15 protein-coding genes are annotated in these 17,735 nt (G+C 45.6%); 2 read left to right on the forward strand and 13 right to left on the reverse strand.

Features of this window, described 5'->3' with window-relative positions; genetic code table 11:
• Positions 1-88: 88 nt before the first annotated feature.
• The 13 genes from nqrM to HQQ92_RS15100 all read right to left on the reverse strand — a co-directional run bounded on the left by nqrM (position 89) and on the right by HQQ92_RS15100 (position 13,072).
• The gene (nqrM, locus tag HQQ92_RS15040; RefSeq protein WP_105250019.1) at positions 89-313 is read right to left on the reverse strand and encodes a (Na+)-NQR maturation NqrM; all 225 of its coding nucleotides are present in this window, start codon (positions 311-313) and stop codon (positions 89-91) included.
• 15 nt (positions 314-328) lie between these two features.
• On the reverse strand, positions 329-1,375 hold the full coding sequence (locus HQQ92_RS15045; RefSeq protein ID WP_105250020.1) for an FAD:protein FMN transferase: 1,047 nt from the start codon (positions 1,373-1,375) through the stop codon (positions 329-331).
• 98 nt (positions 1,376-1,473) lie between these two features.
• The gene (gene nqrF / locus HQQ92_RS15050) at positions 1,474-2,730 is read right to left on the reverse strand and encodes an NADH:ubiquinone reductase (Na(+)-transporting) subunit F (protein WP_173246439.1); all 1,257 of its coding nucleotides are present in this window, start codon (positions 2,728-2,730) and stop codon (positions 1,474-1,476) included.
• Positions 2,731-2,776: 46 nt separating this feature from the next.
• On the reverse strand, positions 2,777-3,385 hold the full coding sequence (gene nqrE, locus HQQ92_RS15055) for an NADH:ubiquinone reductase (Na(+)-transporting) subunit E (protein WP_006080469.1): 609 nt from the start codon (positions 3,383-3,385) through the stop codon (positions 2,777-2,779).
• A 5-nt stretch (positions 3,386-3,390) separates the two neighbouring features.
• Positions 3,391-4,023, reverse strand: a complete 633-nt coding sequence (locus HQQ92_RS15060; RefSeq protein WP_006080467.1) for an NADH:ubiquinone reductase (Na(+)-transporting) subunit D — start codon at positions 4,021-4,023, stop codon at positions 3,391-3,393.
• Positions 4,023-4,811 carry a Na(+)-translocating NADH-quinone reductase subunit C gene (locus HQQ92_RS15065; protein ID WP_028761566.1) on the reverse strand — a complete coding sequence of 263 codons (789 nt, stop codon included), beginning with the start codon at positions 4,809-4,811 and terminating at the stop codon, positions 4,023-4,025. Before HQQ92_RS15065 ends, HQQ92_RS15060 begins: the two co-directional genes overlap by 1 nt.
• Positions 4,804-6,003: an NADH:ubiquinone reductase (Na(+)-transporting) subunit B gene (locus tag HQQ92_RS15070; RefSeq protein ID WP_105250021.1), complete on the reverse strand. Its 1,200-nt coding sequence runs from the start codon at positions 6,001-6,003 to the stop codon at positions 4,804-4,806. Before HQQ92_RS15070 ends, HQQ92_RS15065 begins: the two co-directional genes overlap by 8 nt.
• Positions 6,003-7,337 carry a Na(+)-translocating NADH-quinone reductase subunit A gene (locus HQQ92_RS15075; RefSeq protein WP_028761568.1) on the reverse strand — a complete coding sequence of 445 codons (1,335 nt, stop codon included), beginning with the start codon at positions 7,335-7,337 and terminating at the stop codon, positions 6,003-6,005. Before HQQ92_RS15075 ends, HQQ92_RS15070 begins: the two co-directional genes overlap by 1 nt.
• 401 nt (positions 7,338-7,738) lie before the next feature.
• Positions 7,739-9,793 carry a TonB-dependent receptor domain-containing protein gene (locus HQQ92_RS15080; protein ID WP_173246442.1) on the reverse strand — a complete coding sequence of 685 codons (2,055 nt, stop codon included), beginning with the start codon at positions 9,791-9,793 and terminating at the stop codon, positions 7,739-7,741.
• A 164-nt stretch (positions 9,794-9,957) separates the two neighbouring features.
• Positions 9,958-10,467: an S-ribosylhomocysteine lyase gene (gene luxS, locus HQQ92_RS15085; RefSeq protein ID WP_028761570.1), complete on the reverse strand. Its 510-nt coding sequence runs from the start codon at positions 10,465-10,467 to the stop codon at positions 9,958-9,960.
• Between the two features lie 167 nt (positions 10,468-10,634).
• Positions 10,635-11,753: a TRAP transporter substrate-binding protein gene (locus HQQ92_RS15090; protein WP_113939872.1), complete on the reverse strand. Its 1,119-nt coding sequence runs from the start codon at positions 11,751-11,753 to the stop codon at positions 10,635-10,637.
• A gap of 232 nt (positions 11,754-11,985) precedes the next feature.
• Positions 11,986-12,306, reverse strand: a complete 321-nt coding sequence (locus HQQ92_RS15095; RefSeq protein ID WP_173246445.1) for a BolA family transcriptional regulator — start codon at positions 12,304-12,306, stop codon at positions 11,986-11,988.
• Positions 12,307-12,457: 151 nt separating this feature from the next.
• Positions 12,458-13,072 (reverse strand): alpha-ketoglutarate-dependent dioxygenase AlkB, encoded by a 615-nt coding sequence (locus HQQ92_RS15100; protein ID WP_173246447.1) that lies wholly within the window; start codon positions 13,070-13,072, stop codon positions 12,458-12,460.
• Positions 13,073-13,155: 83 nt separating this feature from the next.
• Between HQQ92_RS15100 and HQQ92_RS15105 the strand changes: the two genes are divergently transcribed.
• Positions 13,156-14,292 carry a methyltransferase gene (locus HQQ92_RS15105; RefSeq protein ID WP_173246450.1) on the forward strand — a complete coding sequence of 379 codons (1,137 nt, stop codon included), beginning with the start codon at positions 13,156-13,158 and terminating at the stop codon, positions 14,290-14,292.
• 212 nt (positions 14,293-14,504) lie between these two features.
• Positions 14,505-17,735 (forward strand): DUF2339 domain-containing protein, encoded by a 3,231-nt coding sequence (locus HQQ92_RS15110; RefSeq protein WP_173246453.1) that lies wholly within the window; start codon positions 14,505-14,507, stop codon positions 17,733-17,735.

The following is a 17,735-nucleotide window of genomic DNA, read 5'->3' on the forward strand; positions in this document are numbered from 1 at the left end:
ATAAATCTCAAATGATTAACCCGTGTAAGAAAATACGAGGCAAAAAAATAGCCCCCTAAATCGGAGGCTATGATCGAATCAAGACTATTTAGATAATGCGGTCTTTCGTTAACTTTTCACGACGCGCTTCTTCAGCGGCCATACGACGTTTACGTTTGTCACAAGGGTCATCACAATCACACGCTTTCTCAATCCCTAGAACACCTAAACCGCCACAACTTCCTTCAACGGCTTTGCGCTTGATGAGATAACCAATCGACATGAGCAAAAAGAAGACTAACAAGATCACAAATGCCGCAATAAAAGAGGTCATGGTTTACTCCAAAAACTAAATAAGGAAAGGCTTGAAGGCGTCGCTGTAATAGACCTTAAATCCGTCGCCTTGCTTTTCGATTAGCATTATCGCCAAGTGTTCCTTCTTGGCAAGCTCCAATGATGCTTCTGTGCCCAAAACCATCATGGCCGTCGCAAAACCGTCGGCCGTCATACAATTTTGATGCAATACCGTCACGGATGCTAACTTATGATTTATCGGCAAACCAGTACGCGGATCGATTATATGCGTAAAACGTTGGCCGTCTTCTTCATAATAATTACGATAATCACCAGAGGTCGCCATCGCCATAGTACCAGGTGCGATAACCTGTTGTACGGCTTCAGAGCCATCATTGGTCGGTTGCTCTATAGCAACACGCCAAGAGCTTCCATCACCTTTGGCACCTTTGATACTCAGTTCGCCACCGATTTCAACTAAATACCCTGTCGCGTGGTATTTATCAAGAATGGAAGCGATCTTATCAACCCCAAATCCCTTCGCGATTGATGATAAGTCTACATATAAATGGGTGTTGTGCTTACTTAGACGATTGCCTTCAATGGAAAGTTCACTAATCCCTGTTTTGGCTTTAGCCGCATCAATATCAGCCTGTGTCGGAACTTTCGTTGGACGCTTATCAGGTCCAAAACCCCACAGATTAACTAAAGGACCTAAGGTAATATCAAGTGCCTTATCCGTCACTTGATATAAACGTATTCCCTCTTGCACCACTTTTATGGTATCCGGTGAGACTTCAACGCTTTGCTCCAATGGCAATTGGTTGAAACGGGATAATTCTGAATTAGGCCGATAGGTCGACATCTGGTCATTGACTAGCTCAAGGGCTAAATCAATTTCCGCTTGAAGTAACTGCGCCGTCGGCATCTGCTCATTCGGGACGACTTTAATGTGATAAGTCGTGCCCATAGTGCTGCCGGCCAACGAAATGACTTCGTTTTGCTTTGAACAGGCTGAAACAAAAAAGGCCAGTCCCACGAGGACTAGCCAGTTAAATGAATACTTTAACGCTGAGGTATTGATCTTTAAGGTCTGAAACATAGTGACCTACTACTCTTATTTGGGCCCTTAAATGCAAAAGTTGCAGATGAAAGGTTAACCTCAACATCTGCAACTTTTCTATCTAGGACTAATGAACATTAGCCGCCGAAGTCATCCAACAGGATGTTTTCGTCTTCGACACCAAGATTTTTCAACATACCAATGACCGCAGCGTTCATCATTGGAGGTCCACACATGTAGAACTCACAATCTTCTGGAGCATCATGGTTTTTCAGATAGTTTTCATACAATACGTTATGAATAAAACCTGTGTAACCATCCCAGTTATCCTCTGGTTGAGGATCTGAAAGTGCCACATGCCATACGAAGTTATCATTCTCAGCCGCTAGGCCGTCGAAATCTTCTACGTAGAACATTTCACGCTTAGAACGTGCACCGTACCAGAAGCTCATCTTACGTTTAGACTGAAGACGCTTCAGTTGGTCGAAGATATGTGAACGCATTGGCGCCATACCCGCACCACCGCCGATAAACACCATTTCTGCATCGGTATCTTTCGCGAAGAATTCACCGAATGGGCCAGAAATTGTCACTTTATCGCCAGCTTTTAAGCTCCAAATGTAAGATGACATCTTACCGCAAGGCAGAGTCAAGTTACGTGGTGGAGGCGTAGCAATACGCACGTTCAGCATAATAATGCCGAACTCTTCTGGGTAGTTAGCCATTGAGTATGCACGGATAGTTTCTTCATCAACCTTAGATTCAATATTGAAGAAACCGAAGTGTTCCCAGTCGCCACGGTATTGTGCAGGTACATCAAAATCTGCATATTTAATATGATGAGCTGGTGCTTCGATTTGAATATACCCGCCAGCACGGAATGGTACAGACTCGCCATCAGGAATTTGCAGCTTCAGTTCTTTAATGAAAGTGGCTTTGTTATCGTTAGAGATAACTTCACATTCCCATTTCTTGATACCGAAGATTTCTTCGTCAAGCTCGATTTCCATATCGTTCTTAACGTTAACCTGACAAGAAAGACGACAACCTTTACGGGCATCACCTTTGCTGATGTGGTCAAGTTCCGTTGGCAGAATATCGCCGCCGCCAGACTTAATCACCACGCGGCATTGGCCACATGAGCCACCGCCACCACACGCACTCGATACGAAGATACCGCTGTTAGCCAAAACGCCTAACAACTTACCGCCCGCACCGGTTGTAATCGCTTTTTCAGGATCGTCATTAATGCCGATCGTGATGTCACCACTAGCCACTAACTTAGACTTAGCGAATAAAATCACTAATACCAAGATGAGGACGATAGCAGTAAACATACTCACACCGAGGTAAACCTCGAGCGGAGTAGATTTAAAAATACCAAGAATATCCATTAACTTATCCTTAGAAGGTCCAATTCAAGAAGCCGTTATGTGTCTCTTACAGAGACACACCTGAAAACGACATGAAACCTAAGGCCATCAAACCAGCGGTGATAAAGGTAATCCCTAAACCACGTAGGCCGTTAGGCACGTCGGCATACTTCAGCTTCTCACGGATACCGGCCATCAATACGATAGCTAATGCCCAACCCACTCCTGAGCCGAAACCAAACACCACACTCTCACCCAGCTTGTAGTCACGCTCAACCATGAATGATACCGCACCGAAAATCGCGCAGTTCACTGTGATCAAAGGTAAGAAAATACCTAATGCGTTGTACAAAGGTGGAAAGTACTTGTCCAGTGCCATTTCCAGAATTTGAACCAAAGCCGCAATCACACCGATAAAGGTAATGAATTTCAAGAAGCTTAAGTCAGCTTCAGGTGCGCCAGCCCAAGCAAGTGCACCAGGAGCTAGCAGCCCTTGATAGATAACTTGGTTTGCTGGGACAGAGATAGTTAACACTACAACTACCGCAATCCCTAGGCCCATGGCTGTAGTGACTTTCTTAGACACAGCCAAGAAAGTACACATACCTAGGAAGAAGGCCAGTGCCATGTTTTCAATGAAAACAGAGCGAATTAACAGGCTAATATAATGTTCCATCGCACTTACCCTTTTGCTTCAACTTGCTCTGGCTTATAGGTACGAATAATCCAAATCAAAACACCGATCAGGAAGAACGCACTCGGAGGCAGTAGTAGCAGACCGTTTGGTTGGTACCAGCCGCCATCAGAGATCTTGTGCAGGATTTCAACACCGAACAGAGAACCGTTACCAAACAGTTCACGTACGAAGCCAACAGCTAACAGAATTGCACCGTAACCTAAACCGTTACCTATACCATCCATAAAGCTCATCATTGGCGGTGTTTTCATCGCGTAGGCTTCGGCACGACCCATTACGATACAGTTCGTAATAATCAGACCGACGAATACCGACAGCTGCTTAGAGATCTGATAAGCATAAGCCTGCAGCAATTGGTCAACCACGATTACCAAAGAGGCAATAATGGTCATCTGTACGATAATACGCACACTGCTTGGAATATGATTACGGATCATTGAGATAAACAGGTTCGAAAACGCAGTTACCGCAGTTAACGCCAACGCCATTACCAGTGCAGTTTCGAGCTTGCTCGTTACCGCTAATGCACTACATACACCAAGTACTTGTAAAGCAATCGGGTTGTTGTTGACTATAGGTCCGGTCAGAACCTGTTTCAGTTCTTTAGCGTCAGACATTAGTTGAGACCTCCATTGCGTGCTTTTTCAATGAAACTCGCAAAACCTTCTTTACCCAACCAGAATGTCAGTGAATGTTGTACACCGTTACTCGTTAAGGTTGCGCCAGATAATGCATCTACACCGTACTCAGTGCTAGCAACAGTTGGGTTTTTCGTTACGCTGATAGCGAGTTTACCTTGCTCATCAAATAACTTTTTGCCATGCCATTTCGCTTTCCACTGAGCATTTTGCACTTCGCCACCTAAGCCCGGCGTTTCGCCGTGCTCGTAGTAGACTAAACTTTGCACTGTGTTTAGGTCAGCATCCATAGCAAGGAAGGCATACATAGTAGACCATAGGCCATAACCATGGATTGGCAGAATGACACTGGTTAATTTACCTTGGCCGTCACGAACAAGATAAACCACAGCCTTATCAGCGACACGTTTCACTGAAGCGATGTCATTCTCAGGTACAAATGAGGTTTTCACATCACGAGAAGCTTTACGTTGATCATAAGTGTCAGCATCAACACCCTCAACCCAAGCACCCGTTTTCAAATCGACCAGTTTAGCTTCGATGTGTTTGCCGTATGTATCCAGAATTTGCGCTTTGGTCACTTTGCCAGCTTTAGTATCGATAAGACCAGCGGCTTCCAGAATGTACTTTTGCTTATCAAGCAGTTTATTTTCTGCTTGAGTCGGTCTCAGTAACACTGCTGCAGTAGACACAAATATCGCACAAATTAGACACAGGCCAACGACGATAAATAAGGTTCTGCCGAACGAATCTTTATTACTAGCCACGGGCAATCCTCCGCTTGATATTTGCCTGAACCACGAAGTGGTCGAACAATGGCGCGAACAAGTTAGCAAACAAAATTGCCAACATCATGCCTTCAGGGAATGCAGGGTTAATCACGCGGATAAACACAGCCATTGCACCGATCAAGATACCGTATGCCCATTTAGCTTGGTTAGTAAATGACGCTGACACTGGGTCTGTCGCCATAAACATCATGCCAAACGCAAAACCACCTAACACTAAGTGCCAGTACCAAGGCATTGCAAACATTGGATTAGTGTCGCTACCGACAACGTTAAGCAGCGTAGAAATGGCAATCATGCCCACCATTACACCACCAACGATGCGCCATGAAGCGATACGCGTGTAGATGATGACCAAACCACCTAACAGAATCGCTAATGTAGACACTTCACCCACTGAACCTGGAATGAAACCGAAGAACGCATCCCACCAGTTTTGGTTAATTGCGTAATCTAAAGTGCCAGACGCCGCTTGGCTCAGTGCAGTTGCACCTGAGTAACCGTCAGCCACAACCCATGAGGTATCACCTGACATGTTCAACGGATAAGCGAAGAACAAGAAGGCACGACCCGCTAGTGCTGGGTTTAAGAAGTTACGCCCTGTACCACCGAACACTTCTTTCGCCACGACCACACCGAAGGTGATACCCAGCGCCACCATCCATAATGGGATAGTTGCTGGCAGCGTTAAAGCGAACAGGATAGAGGTAACGAAGAAACCTTCGTTGACTTCATGACCACGGATAGAGGCAAACAGCACTTCCCAGATACCACCGACGGCAAAGGTCACCGCGTAGATAGGTAGGAAGAAACAGGCGCCATACCACATCAGCGCAGGCCAGCCAGAGTTTGCCGTCAGTTCGGTACCGAACATGCTGAACAAACTCACTTGCCATACGTCAGGGGTAGCAAAACCAGCAACTAAAGCTAATTGAGCTTGTAAACCTACGTTGTACATACCCACGAACATCGCAGGGAAAGCACAAGCCCAAACCGTAATCATCATACGTTTTAGGTCGAGGTTATCGCGAACGTGGGTTTTGCCCTTGTTCACTTTACCTGGGGTATAAAAAATCGTGTATGCCGCTTCGAATAGGGCATAAAACTTTTCGTATTTACCGCCTTTTTCAAAGTCGGGTTCAATACGTTCGAAAAAATCTTTCAAGCTCATTAGCCTTCCCTCTCGATCGTATCTAGACAGTCACGCAGATATGAACCGTAGTCATACTTGCCTGGACATACGAACGTACACAGTGCGAGATCTTCTTCATCTAACTCTAACGCGCCTAACGTAGCAGCACCGTCAAAGTCACCTGAAATCAAGTCACGCAACAACATAGTAGGAAGAATGTCCAATGGCATTACACGCTCATAGTTACCAATTGGCACCATAGCGCGGTCTGAACCACCTGTACTGGTCGTCATGCTGAACAGACGAGAAGGAGCAAGATGTCCTAAGAATGCACGAGTGATAGAATATTTGTCTGAGCCTGGTAATACCCAGCCTAAAAATTCTTTCTCTGTACCTTCTTCTAACAGACTTACTTGAACATGGTAACGACCTAAATACCCTTGTGGGCCAACGGCTGTACGACCATTCAGAACAGAGCCTGAAATCAGACGAACATTGCCATCTAAGGCTTCACCTGCGGTTAATTCAGTCATGCTCGCGCCCACAACAGTGCGTACGAGTCTTGGCTTAGCCGCTTTAGGGCCTGCGATCGCAATAACACGTTCGGTATTGAGTTCACCCGTCGTAAATAGCTGACCAATTGCTATTACATCTTGGTAACCAATATGCCAAACGGTACGTTTTGCAGAGGCAGACAATAAGAAGTGAATGTGAGTACCGACTAATCCTGCAGGGTGCACACCGGCAAATTCTTCAACTTGGGCGTTTGCGGCAGGAATATCAGCGCCAGGCGCTTTACAAAGGTAAACTTTACCGTCAGTAAGTCTTGCTAAGACCTTAAGACCATTAGCAAAATCTTCTTTATGCTCACGGATCACCACAACGGGATCAGCGGCAAGAGGTTGAGTATCTATTGCGGTTACAAAAATACCAGCAGCAGAAGAGTCTACAGCAGGAACTTTGCTAAAAGGACGAGTACGCAAAGCAGTCCATAAACCTGATTCAATCAGATTGTCACGGACTAACTGCGAGTCGAGCGTATCAAGTGCAGTGGCATCATATTTAGCAAAGGCAACGCTGTCGTTTCCTTCCACTTCAATGACAACAGACTGCAGAACACGCTGGGCGCCCCGGTTAATGTCTAATATAGTACCACTGGCTAAAGCCGTATATTTAACGCCTAAATTCTTCTTATCTTCAAAAAGAACTTGGCCTTTTTGTACTTTATCGCCCACTTTGATCTTCATCGTTGGACGTAAGCCAATATACTCTTCACCCAAAGTAGCTACATGTTTAATGGCTGGGCCATTATGGATAACTTGCTCTGGTCCGCCTGCTATAGGCAGTTCCAATCCTTTCTTAATTGTAATCATATCCACAAGCACTACGTTTGAAGGAAAGACAATGCGCCGCGTTCCTGCTAAATACTTAGGTTTTAAACAAAACCTACTGCATTGAGCTAGCGCAGATTTATCACAGAAATGCGATCGCAATCACGCTGGTCGCGCGCATTTTACCCCAATTGACTTGGCATCGCCACGAAAATTATAGGTGATTTCAAACCTAAAATACGGATTGAAAAGAATCATGCGCTACGGCGTTCACCTTCCGACCTAGTGACTGATCAGAAAGAGAGAATATTACGGCCACTGGGTACTATAGCATTAATAATTAAAGATTTAATTTAGCAAAAAGTCGAAACGTCCACTAAACGCAGCCGAAATCGATCTTATTTGTTTCAATTGATTTAAATTCAAACAAAATAAAACTCAATTTAAAAGCGCCATTGATAACCTAAATAGCTAATACGTCCATTTTCCGATCGAATTCCGCTATTTGATGCTGTCGTAACTAATGACTCATCTAAGAGATTTTCTACCCTAAAATAAATCTCATGGTGGCGATCAAAATGATAATTAGCCGCTAAATCTACCCGCCATTGTACTGCGATAGGCTGTAATTCAGCGCCAAATTGGCCCATTTCCCTCTCGGATTGATAAAAGACATTTGCATTCAATTCATATTCGGCATATTTCATTCCAGCACTAAAATGCAATTGCTGCTCAGGTAACCAAGCCACTCTATCACCAGCCACAACGCAACCTTGGATTTCGTTACAGCTATTGGTTTGATACTCCGAATCCGAATATTGATAATTTAAGACTAATGGTAACTGTACACTACCGATATCCCACTGGTAGCCAAGACTCAGCTCAACTCCTTTGGTCAGTACATCCACAACATTACCTTGAACCCACAAACGACTGTCGGCGCATTGGGTATACGCATCGCAATTGACATGCCGGTTATCAAAATCTTGAACGTAGGTTTTGATGTCAGCACTAAAATGCTCACTGGCATATTGGGCGCTGACTTGATATTGCAATGATACTTGCGCCTCTTGCTCAAGATTCCCCGCACTTGCGGCGGTCCATGAGCGGCGAATATCCGTACTAAAGCGCCAATCTCCAGCATCATATAAAACACCGAGTTGTGGCATCCAATCGCTGTCGGAGAAATCAGCCGCATCCAGTCCTACATAAGCTAAATCGACCTTGCGATTGACGCTCACTTGTTCATAGGCAAGCGCGAGCTTTATCTGTAATTCGTCCCAATTAAACAAAGAATCGATTGCCGAAGTAAATGCTGTTGCATCGTCGGTATAGGCCAATAATGCATTTTGTGCATCACTCACTAAACTCAAGTCCTGCTGCCATAGACTCTGTTGATCGCCAAGGCGCATCTCGGCTTTATCCGTATGATAACGGGCGCTATAGATAATTTGATGGGCACCATACTGATTCACTGATTCAGTTTGTGCCCCAAAGGAGCTGAAATCATTGTCTTGTTGTAAAGAAGCCAGTGAGACGCCATCGACTGTCGGCTGACGTTCAAATGCGGCCAACGCAGCAAGACTCTGGGCATCGAGCATCTGCGCATCAAATTGATTGAGTTGGTTTAATTGCTGCGAATAAGACTGGTAGTAAAAGTCTGTGGTGACCTTATGCCCACCATTGAGCGTAACTTGGTGAGACAGTTGGTACTTATGATGTCGCCCCTGATGTTTATCCGCCGCAGTGGCCGAATACAAACTCATAGGATCTTGTTGCCAATCGGCCTGTGTTAACCCAAGCTGAGAGCGATAACTATCATCATCGAGGAACTGGTAAGTAAACTCAGTCACCTGTGGACTTCTGGCGCCGAGTAAACTCGCGGCGTTGATTTTAAATAAGATGTCTGTCGTTTGATGGTCTGTGTCTTGACCATTGAGCAAGTGATCGGCGCCGCTATTATCTGCATAATTAACCGCGAGTATCATGCCATACTCTTTTTGCTTCACCCCCCAATTCATATCGACACTGTATTCTGAATCGGTATTGCCCTCGAGAGTCGCCTTACTATTCTCGGTCTGCTCAGCAACAGGTAAGGTTTGATAACTCACCACCCCAAACGCACCTTGCCCACCGACAGCCATATTTGCCATCGGGGTGGCAGTAACACTCTGTTGTTGTAGCAGATTAGGTAAGAGTTGTAATTGCGGTGCCGAATACGGCGCAGGAGAGAAATACACTCTATCTTGTAATACTGCAATACCTTGAGTCGCGCTACGCATGCTGATGCTTGCGGGATTTCCACTCAGATCCGCAGGCAAAACCGTCAAAGCCGTCAATTGACCTAACGCTAAACGATTAGACGTTGAATGAAATGTGTCATTGAGCTTGTTCAATTCAAGCATTTGACTGTGAAGATCATCGGCGAACGTTGTGCTAGAACAGACAAGAGATACAGAAATTGCACAAAGTGATACAGTGAAGTAACGACTAGGCATACCAAGCTCCCAAAAACTTTGTTAGCGTACGGTGTTTTTGTTATTAACTTGTAAAATAGCTGAATTTGAATGAAAAAAAAAGCGACTCTCGTCGCTTTCTCTTATTAACTTCAGGAAACTGAATTTACTAACGAAGCACTCTCATACTATAAGAGTGCGAACAATTACAGGTTACCTAGAATTTCATCGCTTAATTTTAGATCGTCATTACGATTAACACTTACGCCTGCCGCAATAATATTACGGGCGATATCTTGTGCTTGCTCTAATGAATGCATCTCATACGTACCACATTGGTATTCATTCAGCTCAGGGATTTCAGACTGCTCAACCACTTTAAGCACATCTTCCATCGCGGCTAACCACGCATCGGCCACTTGGCGCTCTGTGGGTTCACCAATCAAACTCATATAAAAACCGGTACGACATCCCATTGGCGAAATATCAATGATCTCAACATCGCTGCCATTTAAATGGTCACGCATAAAACCCGCGAACAAATGCTCTAGAGTATGAATACCACGCTCACTGAGGATCTCTTTATTCGGTGCGCAAAAACGTAAATCAAATACAGTAATGGCATCGCCCTTTGGCGTGCTCATATGCTTAGCGATACGAACCGCAGGGGCATTCATCCGAGTATGGTCGACGGTAAAGCTATCAAGTAATGGCATAGGGATCTCCAAATTCTCAGGGCGACATCAACGCCACTGTAACTGTCTATTTATGGCTTGCAAGCATAACACCAAATGAATTACGCCGATAACAAGATAATCTAAGATGAAATCATCTCATATAAATCAGATGCTAATGTGACAGTTTGCAGTAAAGAAACCATCATTTAGTGTTGACGCTGTTGACTGTAAGCATCCTCAGATATTTTATGGTACTGACGCACACCTTGCTCATACGCGTGATAAGCATCGTACACCTTTCGCATTAAGGGATCTTGATTCGCTTGATCTTCAATCACTTGTTTGGAGATTTTCTCAAGCTCCAACAACACGTTCGGTGGAAACGCTTTAAGCTCCACACCTTCGTCCTTCACTAACGTTTCAAGGGCGGTCACGTTACGGGTCGTGTATTCATCGAGCATATCTTGGTTAATGGCTCTCGCAGCAACTCTGACTATAGCCTGTAAATCCTCAGGTAAACTCTCAAAGGCAGCGGTATTAATTAAGAATTCCATATTTGAACCTGGCTCATGCCAACCAGGGTAATAGTAGTACTTAGCCACTTTATGTAAACCGAAGGCAAGATCATTAACTGGCCCTACCCACTCTGCGGCATCAATCGCCCCCGTTTGCAATGCACCATAAAGTTCACGCCCCGCCATGTTTACAGGTACAGCACCAACGCGTTTCAACACTTCACCACCTAAGCCCGGCATGCGGACCTTCAATCCCTTAAAATCAGCAATAGTATTGATGGGTTTATTAAACCAGCCACCCATTTGCATCCCAGTATTGCCACCTGCGAGGGGGATAATCCCAAAGGGTTGATACACTTCAGTCCACAGCTCCATACCACCGCCATAGTGAAGCCAGCCATTTATTTCCTGCGCGGTCATCCCAAAGGGGATCGATGAAAAAAACTGCGCTGCGGGCGCTTTTCCTCTCCAGTAGAAAGAAGCGGAGTGGGCCATTTGAATTTTACCCTGACTCACACCATCAAATACGGCAAAAGCGGGCATCAACTCACCCGCACCATAAACGCTAATCTTTAACCGACCGTTAGACATTTCATCGACTAAATGCGCAAAACGCTCAGGAGCCATGCCTAAACCGGGGAAGTTTTTCGGCCAAGAGGTCGCAAGACGCCATTCAATGGCAGGTAAAGCGTGGGGAACATCAGTTGCGGCATGGGAAGCGGCTACGCTTTGCGCATCACTGGAGACGGGGTTACAACCGCTCAGTCCCATCAGCAGCACTGAGATAAACAAACTCCCTAACTTACGCATTTTTAATAGTCTCCCTGATGTCAAACGAGCACATGGATCCAACTGACATGGAAATACACTCAGGATGGGTATCGACAATCACATCGCCCAACCTCTTAAAATAAAACATATTGTTAACACAGAAACTAAGGTAGGGAAACTCAAAAATAGTCTTAAGTTGGTCTAAAACAAAAAGCCACTCTATGAAGAGTGGCCTTGAAATCTAAGCTAAACAGTATTGCTGAGCGATTAATTAACCGCGACAATTTGGCGTATTAGGTACTTGTGCATTCGCATCCCACTCATTTTGAGTGAAAGTATGAATAGACAAAGCATGCACGCCATTGGCTAACTCATAGGCTAAGTGAGTGTTGACCAATCGATGACGGGCTAATAAACGTAAGCCATCAAACTGCTCGCTTACCAGCACAACTTTAAAGTGGGTTTCTGAATTCGGTGGTACATGGTGACGATTACTTTCGTTAATCACTTCTAAATGGGTCGGCGAGAAGCATTCGGTTAATTTCTGCGAAATAGTGTTAGCCACAGTGCCCTGCACATGAGTATTGGACATATTCGAGTCTCAGAATGGGAAAATCCAGTTGCCGCAGAGTACTGCTTCAAATTGAAAAGATCAAATTCACGCTTTCAATTTGTTGATGCCCCACCACTTTATATCAGCCATATTTCGCAGTGCTTCACCATAGACAGTTAGCGGGAGGCAATTAACCATGGAAATTAACGATGAGTTGTCTAAAGGTATAGTTCCAACGCGGCTCTTTTACTTTCAAACGTTTAGGTAAACTGTGTAACCAGTCACTTTGCATAGGCCAGTGCATGATCAGTAGATCGCCACTGTGCAAACTTATGCTGTACTTGGTTTGGCTGTGCTTATGCTTAAGCACAAAATCCCGCGTGGCGCCTAAGGTAATAGAAGCAATATGACTCCCCTGAGCAATTTCAGGTTCATCATCACTGTGGGCGCCCATACAATCTTTACCATCGGCGTAGCGATTCACTAATACCCCATTGCTCTCCAAACCATAATCCCGCGCTAACTTATCCCTCAACTTGTGAGCATATTTAGGCCAAGATAAGGCGCGGATAAACAGTCCTGAATATAAATAGTCGCAGCCCAAATCGCCAAACCACACTTGCTGGCGGGGAATCGCGTGAAACTGACCAAAGACTTGGATTTCAGGGCGGCTTAAGGGATAGGTCAGCGCTTCTTTCATTAGCGCCGCTTGCTGCTCAGCATTAAGATAACCCCGCACTAAGGTGATGGGCGGTTTAATTTGAGCCTCACCCTCTGTATCAAACCCTAACTTACCTTGCTGCATTGACGTCCTCCATGCGAGCCGTCGCACTGCGCCATGAAATCTGCGATAATCTGCGCCTTAAATTTATTGGCGCAGTGTGACACATGACAACACAATTTTCAGTAGCGGGTGTTGAACTCGAACTCTTACGGTATCCTGCTCAGCAGGAATCTAATCTTCAAGCTTGGGATGCCGCCGATGAACACTTACTCAAAAGCCTTATTGAGTCAGAGCAAGCCGCCGTGCCAACCGCCATTATCAACGACAGTTTCGGCGCCTTAAGCTGCGGTTTATCTAAATTGCATCCAAGTTGGCCACTATTTGTTGAAACCGATGCTAGAACCAGCTTTTTAGGCACAGAGCAAAACCATGGCCGCAATCAGTTGCCAATGGATAATCTGCAGTGGTTTACCAGCCGCGATACCTTGCCGGAAAACTTAGCCTTAGTATTGATGAAGTTGCCTAAGAACTTAAGCTACTTTGCCCACCAGCTAACGCGCTTGTCGCAAGTGTTACCCGCAGGCACTCGTGTATTAGTGGCCGCCAAATCCAAATCGATTAATGGCGCCTTACTCGACATCTTTGCTAAGCATTTAGGCCTCGCAAGCGCCAGTTTAGCGTGGAAAAACACCCGAGTGATCATCTGTGTCAGTGATGGCAAACCAAGACCATTAGCCAAAGAAGTGACTTGGGCCATACCCGAATATCAACTTGAGATCAGCAATTTAAGTAATGTGTTTGCCGCCAACAAACTCGATATTGGCGCACGCATCATGCTAGAGAATCTGCCCAAAGGGGATTTTAAGTCGATTGTCGATCTCGGCTGTGGCAATGGCGTGCTGGGGTTACGCACCGCCCAGTTATTCCCAGAGGCCGATATCCACTTTATCGACGATTCTGAAATGGCAGTCGCATCAGCCAAGGCAAACTGGGCACGCAACCAATTGCCCACAGACAAAGGCCACTTCTATTGGGACGATTGCATGACGCATCTGCCAGAAGAAGTGCAACCGGATCTGGTGCTGTGTAATCCGCCGTTTCATCAAGGTGAAGCCATAACCGATCATATCGCGTGGCAGATGTTTTTAGATGCTCGCCGCCGCTTGAAAGAGGGGGGGATCTTACATATCGTCGGTAACCGTCATCTGGCTTACCATGTAAAATTACAGCGCTTATTTAAGAACTGCACCACAGTCGCCTCCAACGGTAAATTTGTGATCCTGCAGGCACAGAAAAAATAACCTCATCGAAATTGACACGTTAAATGAGAGCCAGCAATGTTTGGCTCTTTTTTATACAGGGCTCTTTTTATGCTGAGCAATGACATGTTGGAAAAGCAGCAGTCGGAGATTTCCTAAAAATCAACAACAACTAGCCGAAAAATACACATACAAGTACACTTCTTGCCGACAAAGGTTTATGAGTTAAGCACTTAAACACTTAGGAATGAGATATGCCGTTAAAGGATGACGTTGCCCAACTAAAAGCTGAGCTGGCACAGTTACAATCGCTGCATTTATCGCAGCAATCTTCGCTCGGTCGTCAATTAGCAGAATTCTCCACTAAGCTCGAGACGTTAAGTCAGCAAATTGCGGCTGAAGACGCCGCTGAAACCACTCTGAATATGGCAGCGAGCGCTTCATCAATTGCATCTGTGCCCACCGCCGCCGATAACGCGCCTACATTAACCTATGCGGCACAAACACCAACCCTTGAGCCAGCTTCCGTAGAGCCAGCCCCAGCAGAACCCAACCCATGGCAGCAAGGCCCTATACCAAGTGAACCTCGGCAAGAAGACCCTTGGCAAAGAAAAACGAAAAATACCTCGACAGAACAAACCGCTAAAACCGAACACCTTTCTCAAGCGCAAAATCAACAGCTGAGTGATGAAGTCAAATTGCAGGCAAGCGTGCAAGCGGCTAGTCAATTTGATGAGTTGTTATCCCAAGGACTCGCGGCCGTCATGGCACCCTTTGCGGCAGTCAACGAGCAAGTCAAATCTTTCTACCATCATTATCAGGCTAAGGGATTAGGACCTGTCTTTTTAATGACTGTCGCAGGGATCATCACCCTGACCTTAGGCTTTGGTTATTTACTGCAATATTCAATCAACCATTGGTTTTCAGAACTTGGCAAAGCGCTACTCGGGTTTGCCAGCGCGAACGCTATCATAGTGGGCGGGATTTTTATTCGCCAAAAACGCGCGGGTATGGCGGATTTTGGCTCAGGTATTGTCGGACTCGGACTCATACTTAATTATCTCTGCGCGTACTTTATTGGGCCGTATTTTGAGTTAATACCTAATAGCGCGAGTTTTATCTTACTGTTATTGATCACTTTGGCAGGTTATGGCCTGTCGATGCGCTTAGATGCCAAAGTGATCGCCGTGATCGCCTTAGTCGGTGGTTCGACCGCGCCTATGATGCTGTTATCCCAAAGCTATGCGCCGCTATTGTATCTGCCTTATTTACTGCTTATTGGTGCCGGCGCCCTTGCCCAGAGTCGCAAACTTAAGTGGCCGCTGCTACTGGAAATCACCGCCCTGTTGCACATAGGCTGCATCGAAGCTTTTAGCCATTTCATTGAATTGCCACTTGGCGACATTGGCGGCGTCAGTCTGCTCGCGCTTATCAGTATTAATGCGTTCTTTTATCTCTACGGCATCACAGGCCTACTATTTACCCAGCAGTTTACCCATCAGAATGAAAAACATAATGCACTGAGCCATCGCATACTCGCCCTACCGATAGTATTGCTCGCCTTTGTGTTATTAGAGTTGACGCAATTTACTGAGTTCGCAGGGGAAATCTTTGCGGCCAACGCACTGATTTGCGCAGCCCTCTATTGGAAGCGCACAGGCAACCTAGAAAAAGCCCGCAACGGCTTATTGTTAGTCTTTGCTGGGAGTTTTGCGGGATTTGCCGCACTGTATTTACTCAGCCACGATTTCCTTGGATTAGTATTACTGCTCGAAGCCTTATTACTCTTGTGGATTGGCACCAAAGAAGAACTAATTTCCGTTCGCGCCGAAGCCTATGTATTGCTGCTGATGGGATTAGGGCTCAATGCGTCTAGTGTACTGACGAGCATGAGCCTTTTAGAATCAAGCTTTATCGATGGTGCGCCAATTTCTCCCTTGTCAGCTTTTGGCTTTCCACTGTTGGCACTGGCTTTAAGTTGCGCCGCCTTAGTCTTAGTGATTCGGCTATTAACACTCCATCATACGTTACTTTCGACCCTAGAAAGTCAGCTAAACAGAGTGTTAAAAGAGCTATTAAGCGGTTTTTATGTGGCGACAATTATCCTCGCGGCTTACCTTTTGAGCAGCGATTACTACCTCGCAATCTTGCCACTGGTCAGCCTATTACTGCTGTATTTGAGCGCAAAGGACAGACTCGTTATCAGCGAGTTTGCTGCTTGGCTCTTACTATTGCCGCTGCTGTTTAAGGTTGTTGAAGGCATAACGCTCACAGGCAGTTTTAGCTTTAGTGCCCAGCCGCTTATGGCAAAACTGGCACGGTTTGAGTTATTTATCGCCCTACTCTTGGCCCATTATTGGTATCGTCGCCACTATAAAGATGCCTTATTTGCCAAAGCCGCTTATACGATGCAAATCTTCTGCTATTTGCTGCTGCCGCTTATTCTGCTGCCCAAAGTCATCCGCAACCATTGGGAATATACCGCTATTGCACTCTGGCTGAGCACCTTTATGAGCCTAGGTTTAGCCTACTTTGTTAAACATAAGAGTTTGAACATAGAAGCCAAAATCCTCACTTGGCTAGCGGTTCTGATGACAGCCTCGCTATGCCTTATTCACGCTTGGCAAGGACTCGCGGCGCTAGCCGTTGGCGCCCTCTTTATGGGCTTCACCCTGCTTCGTTATCGCCAATTACCCGAGCATTGGCGCCCCTTGCTGCAACTACAATGGCAATTGAGCCCTTATTACTTTGCACTGGTATTGGCCGTGATCGTTTATGGTTTTAATCATTCTGAGCTAGTAGGAATAGCCATGACAGCATTAGCCTTAAGTGGTTATTTTGCGTTGCTAATCCAAAGAGGTTTAAGCCTGAGAGGTGTAAGTCAGACATCTGTAGGCCAAGCCTCATATAGCGCAAAATTCCCCCTCGCCGCCGAAATCCAAGCCGCAATAAAGGAAAGCTACCATCTCGCCTATGGTCTCACTTTAGGCTTAGCCCTGTTGCCCATCATGTTCCATTTTGAGCTAACACTCGGGCTTAATCGTGATAATGCCTCGTTTGTGTTAATCGAGTTTTTATCACTGGCACTCCTAGCAAGGCTTATCTTGCAGCACGGCGCAGCAATACGCTTACATAGACGTATCTTACCTTTACAAGGGCTTAAGTGGGGTTGGCATCTGTTACTCGCCTTGAGTTACTTTGTGTGGAGTTATAGTTTCGATAACATTATTGCCGCACCGCTCAGCGCGATTTTATTGGTTATCCATGGCAGTGTGTTGATGTTTATCAGCTTAAAACCACAAAATGCCGATATGATCCGCCTCGCTGCTGGGCTATTTACCTTATCGACGCTTAAAGTGCTATTACTGGATATGGCTTCATTCGAGCTAGTGCAAAAGGTGATTGCCTTTATGCTGATCGGGGTCATTTTGCTGACTGTTTCTTACTTCTATCAGAAGGCGAGAAATCGACTGCAGCAAGATTAA

It is taken from the genome of Shewanella sp. DC2-4 (assembly GCF_013248875.1).
GTDB classification, from domain to species: domain Bacteria; phylum Pseudomonadota; class Gammaproteobacteria; order Enterobacterales; family Shewanellaceae; genus Shewanella; species Shewanella oncorhynchi.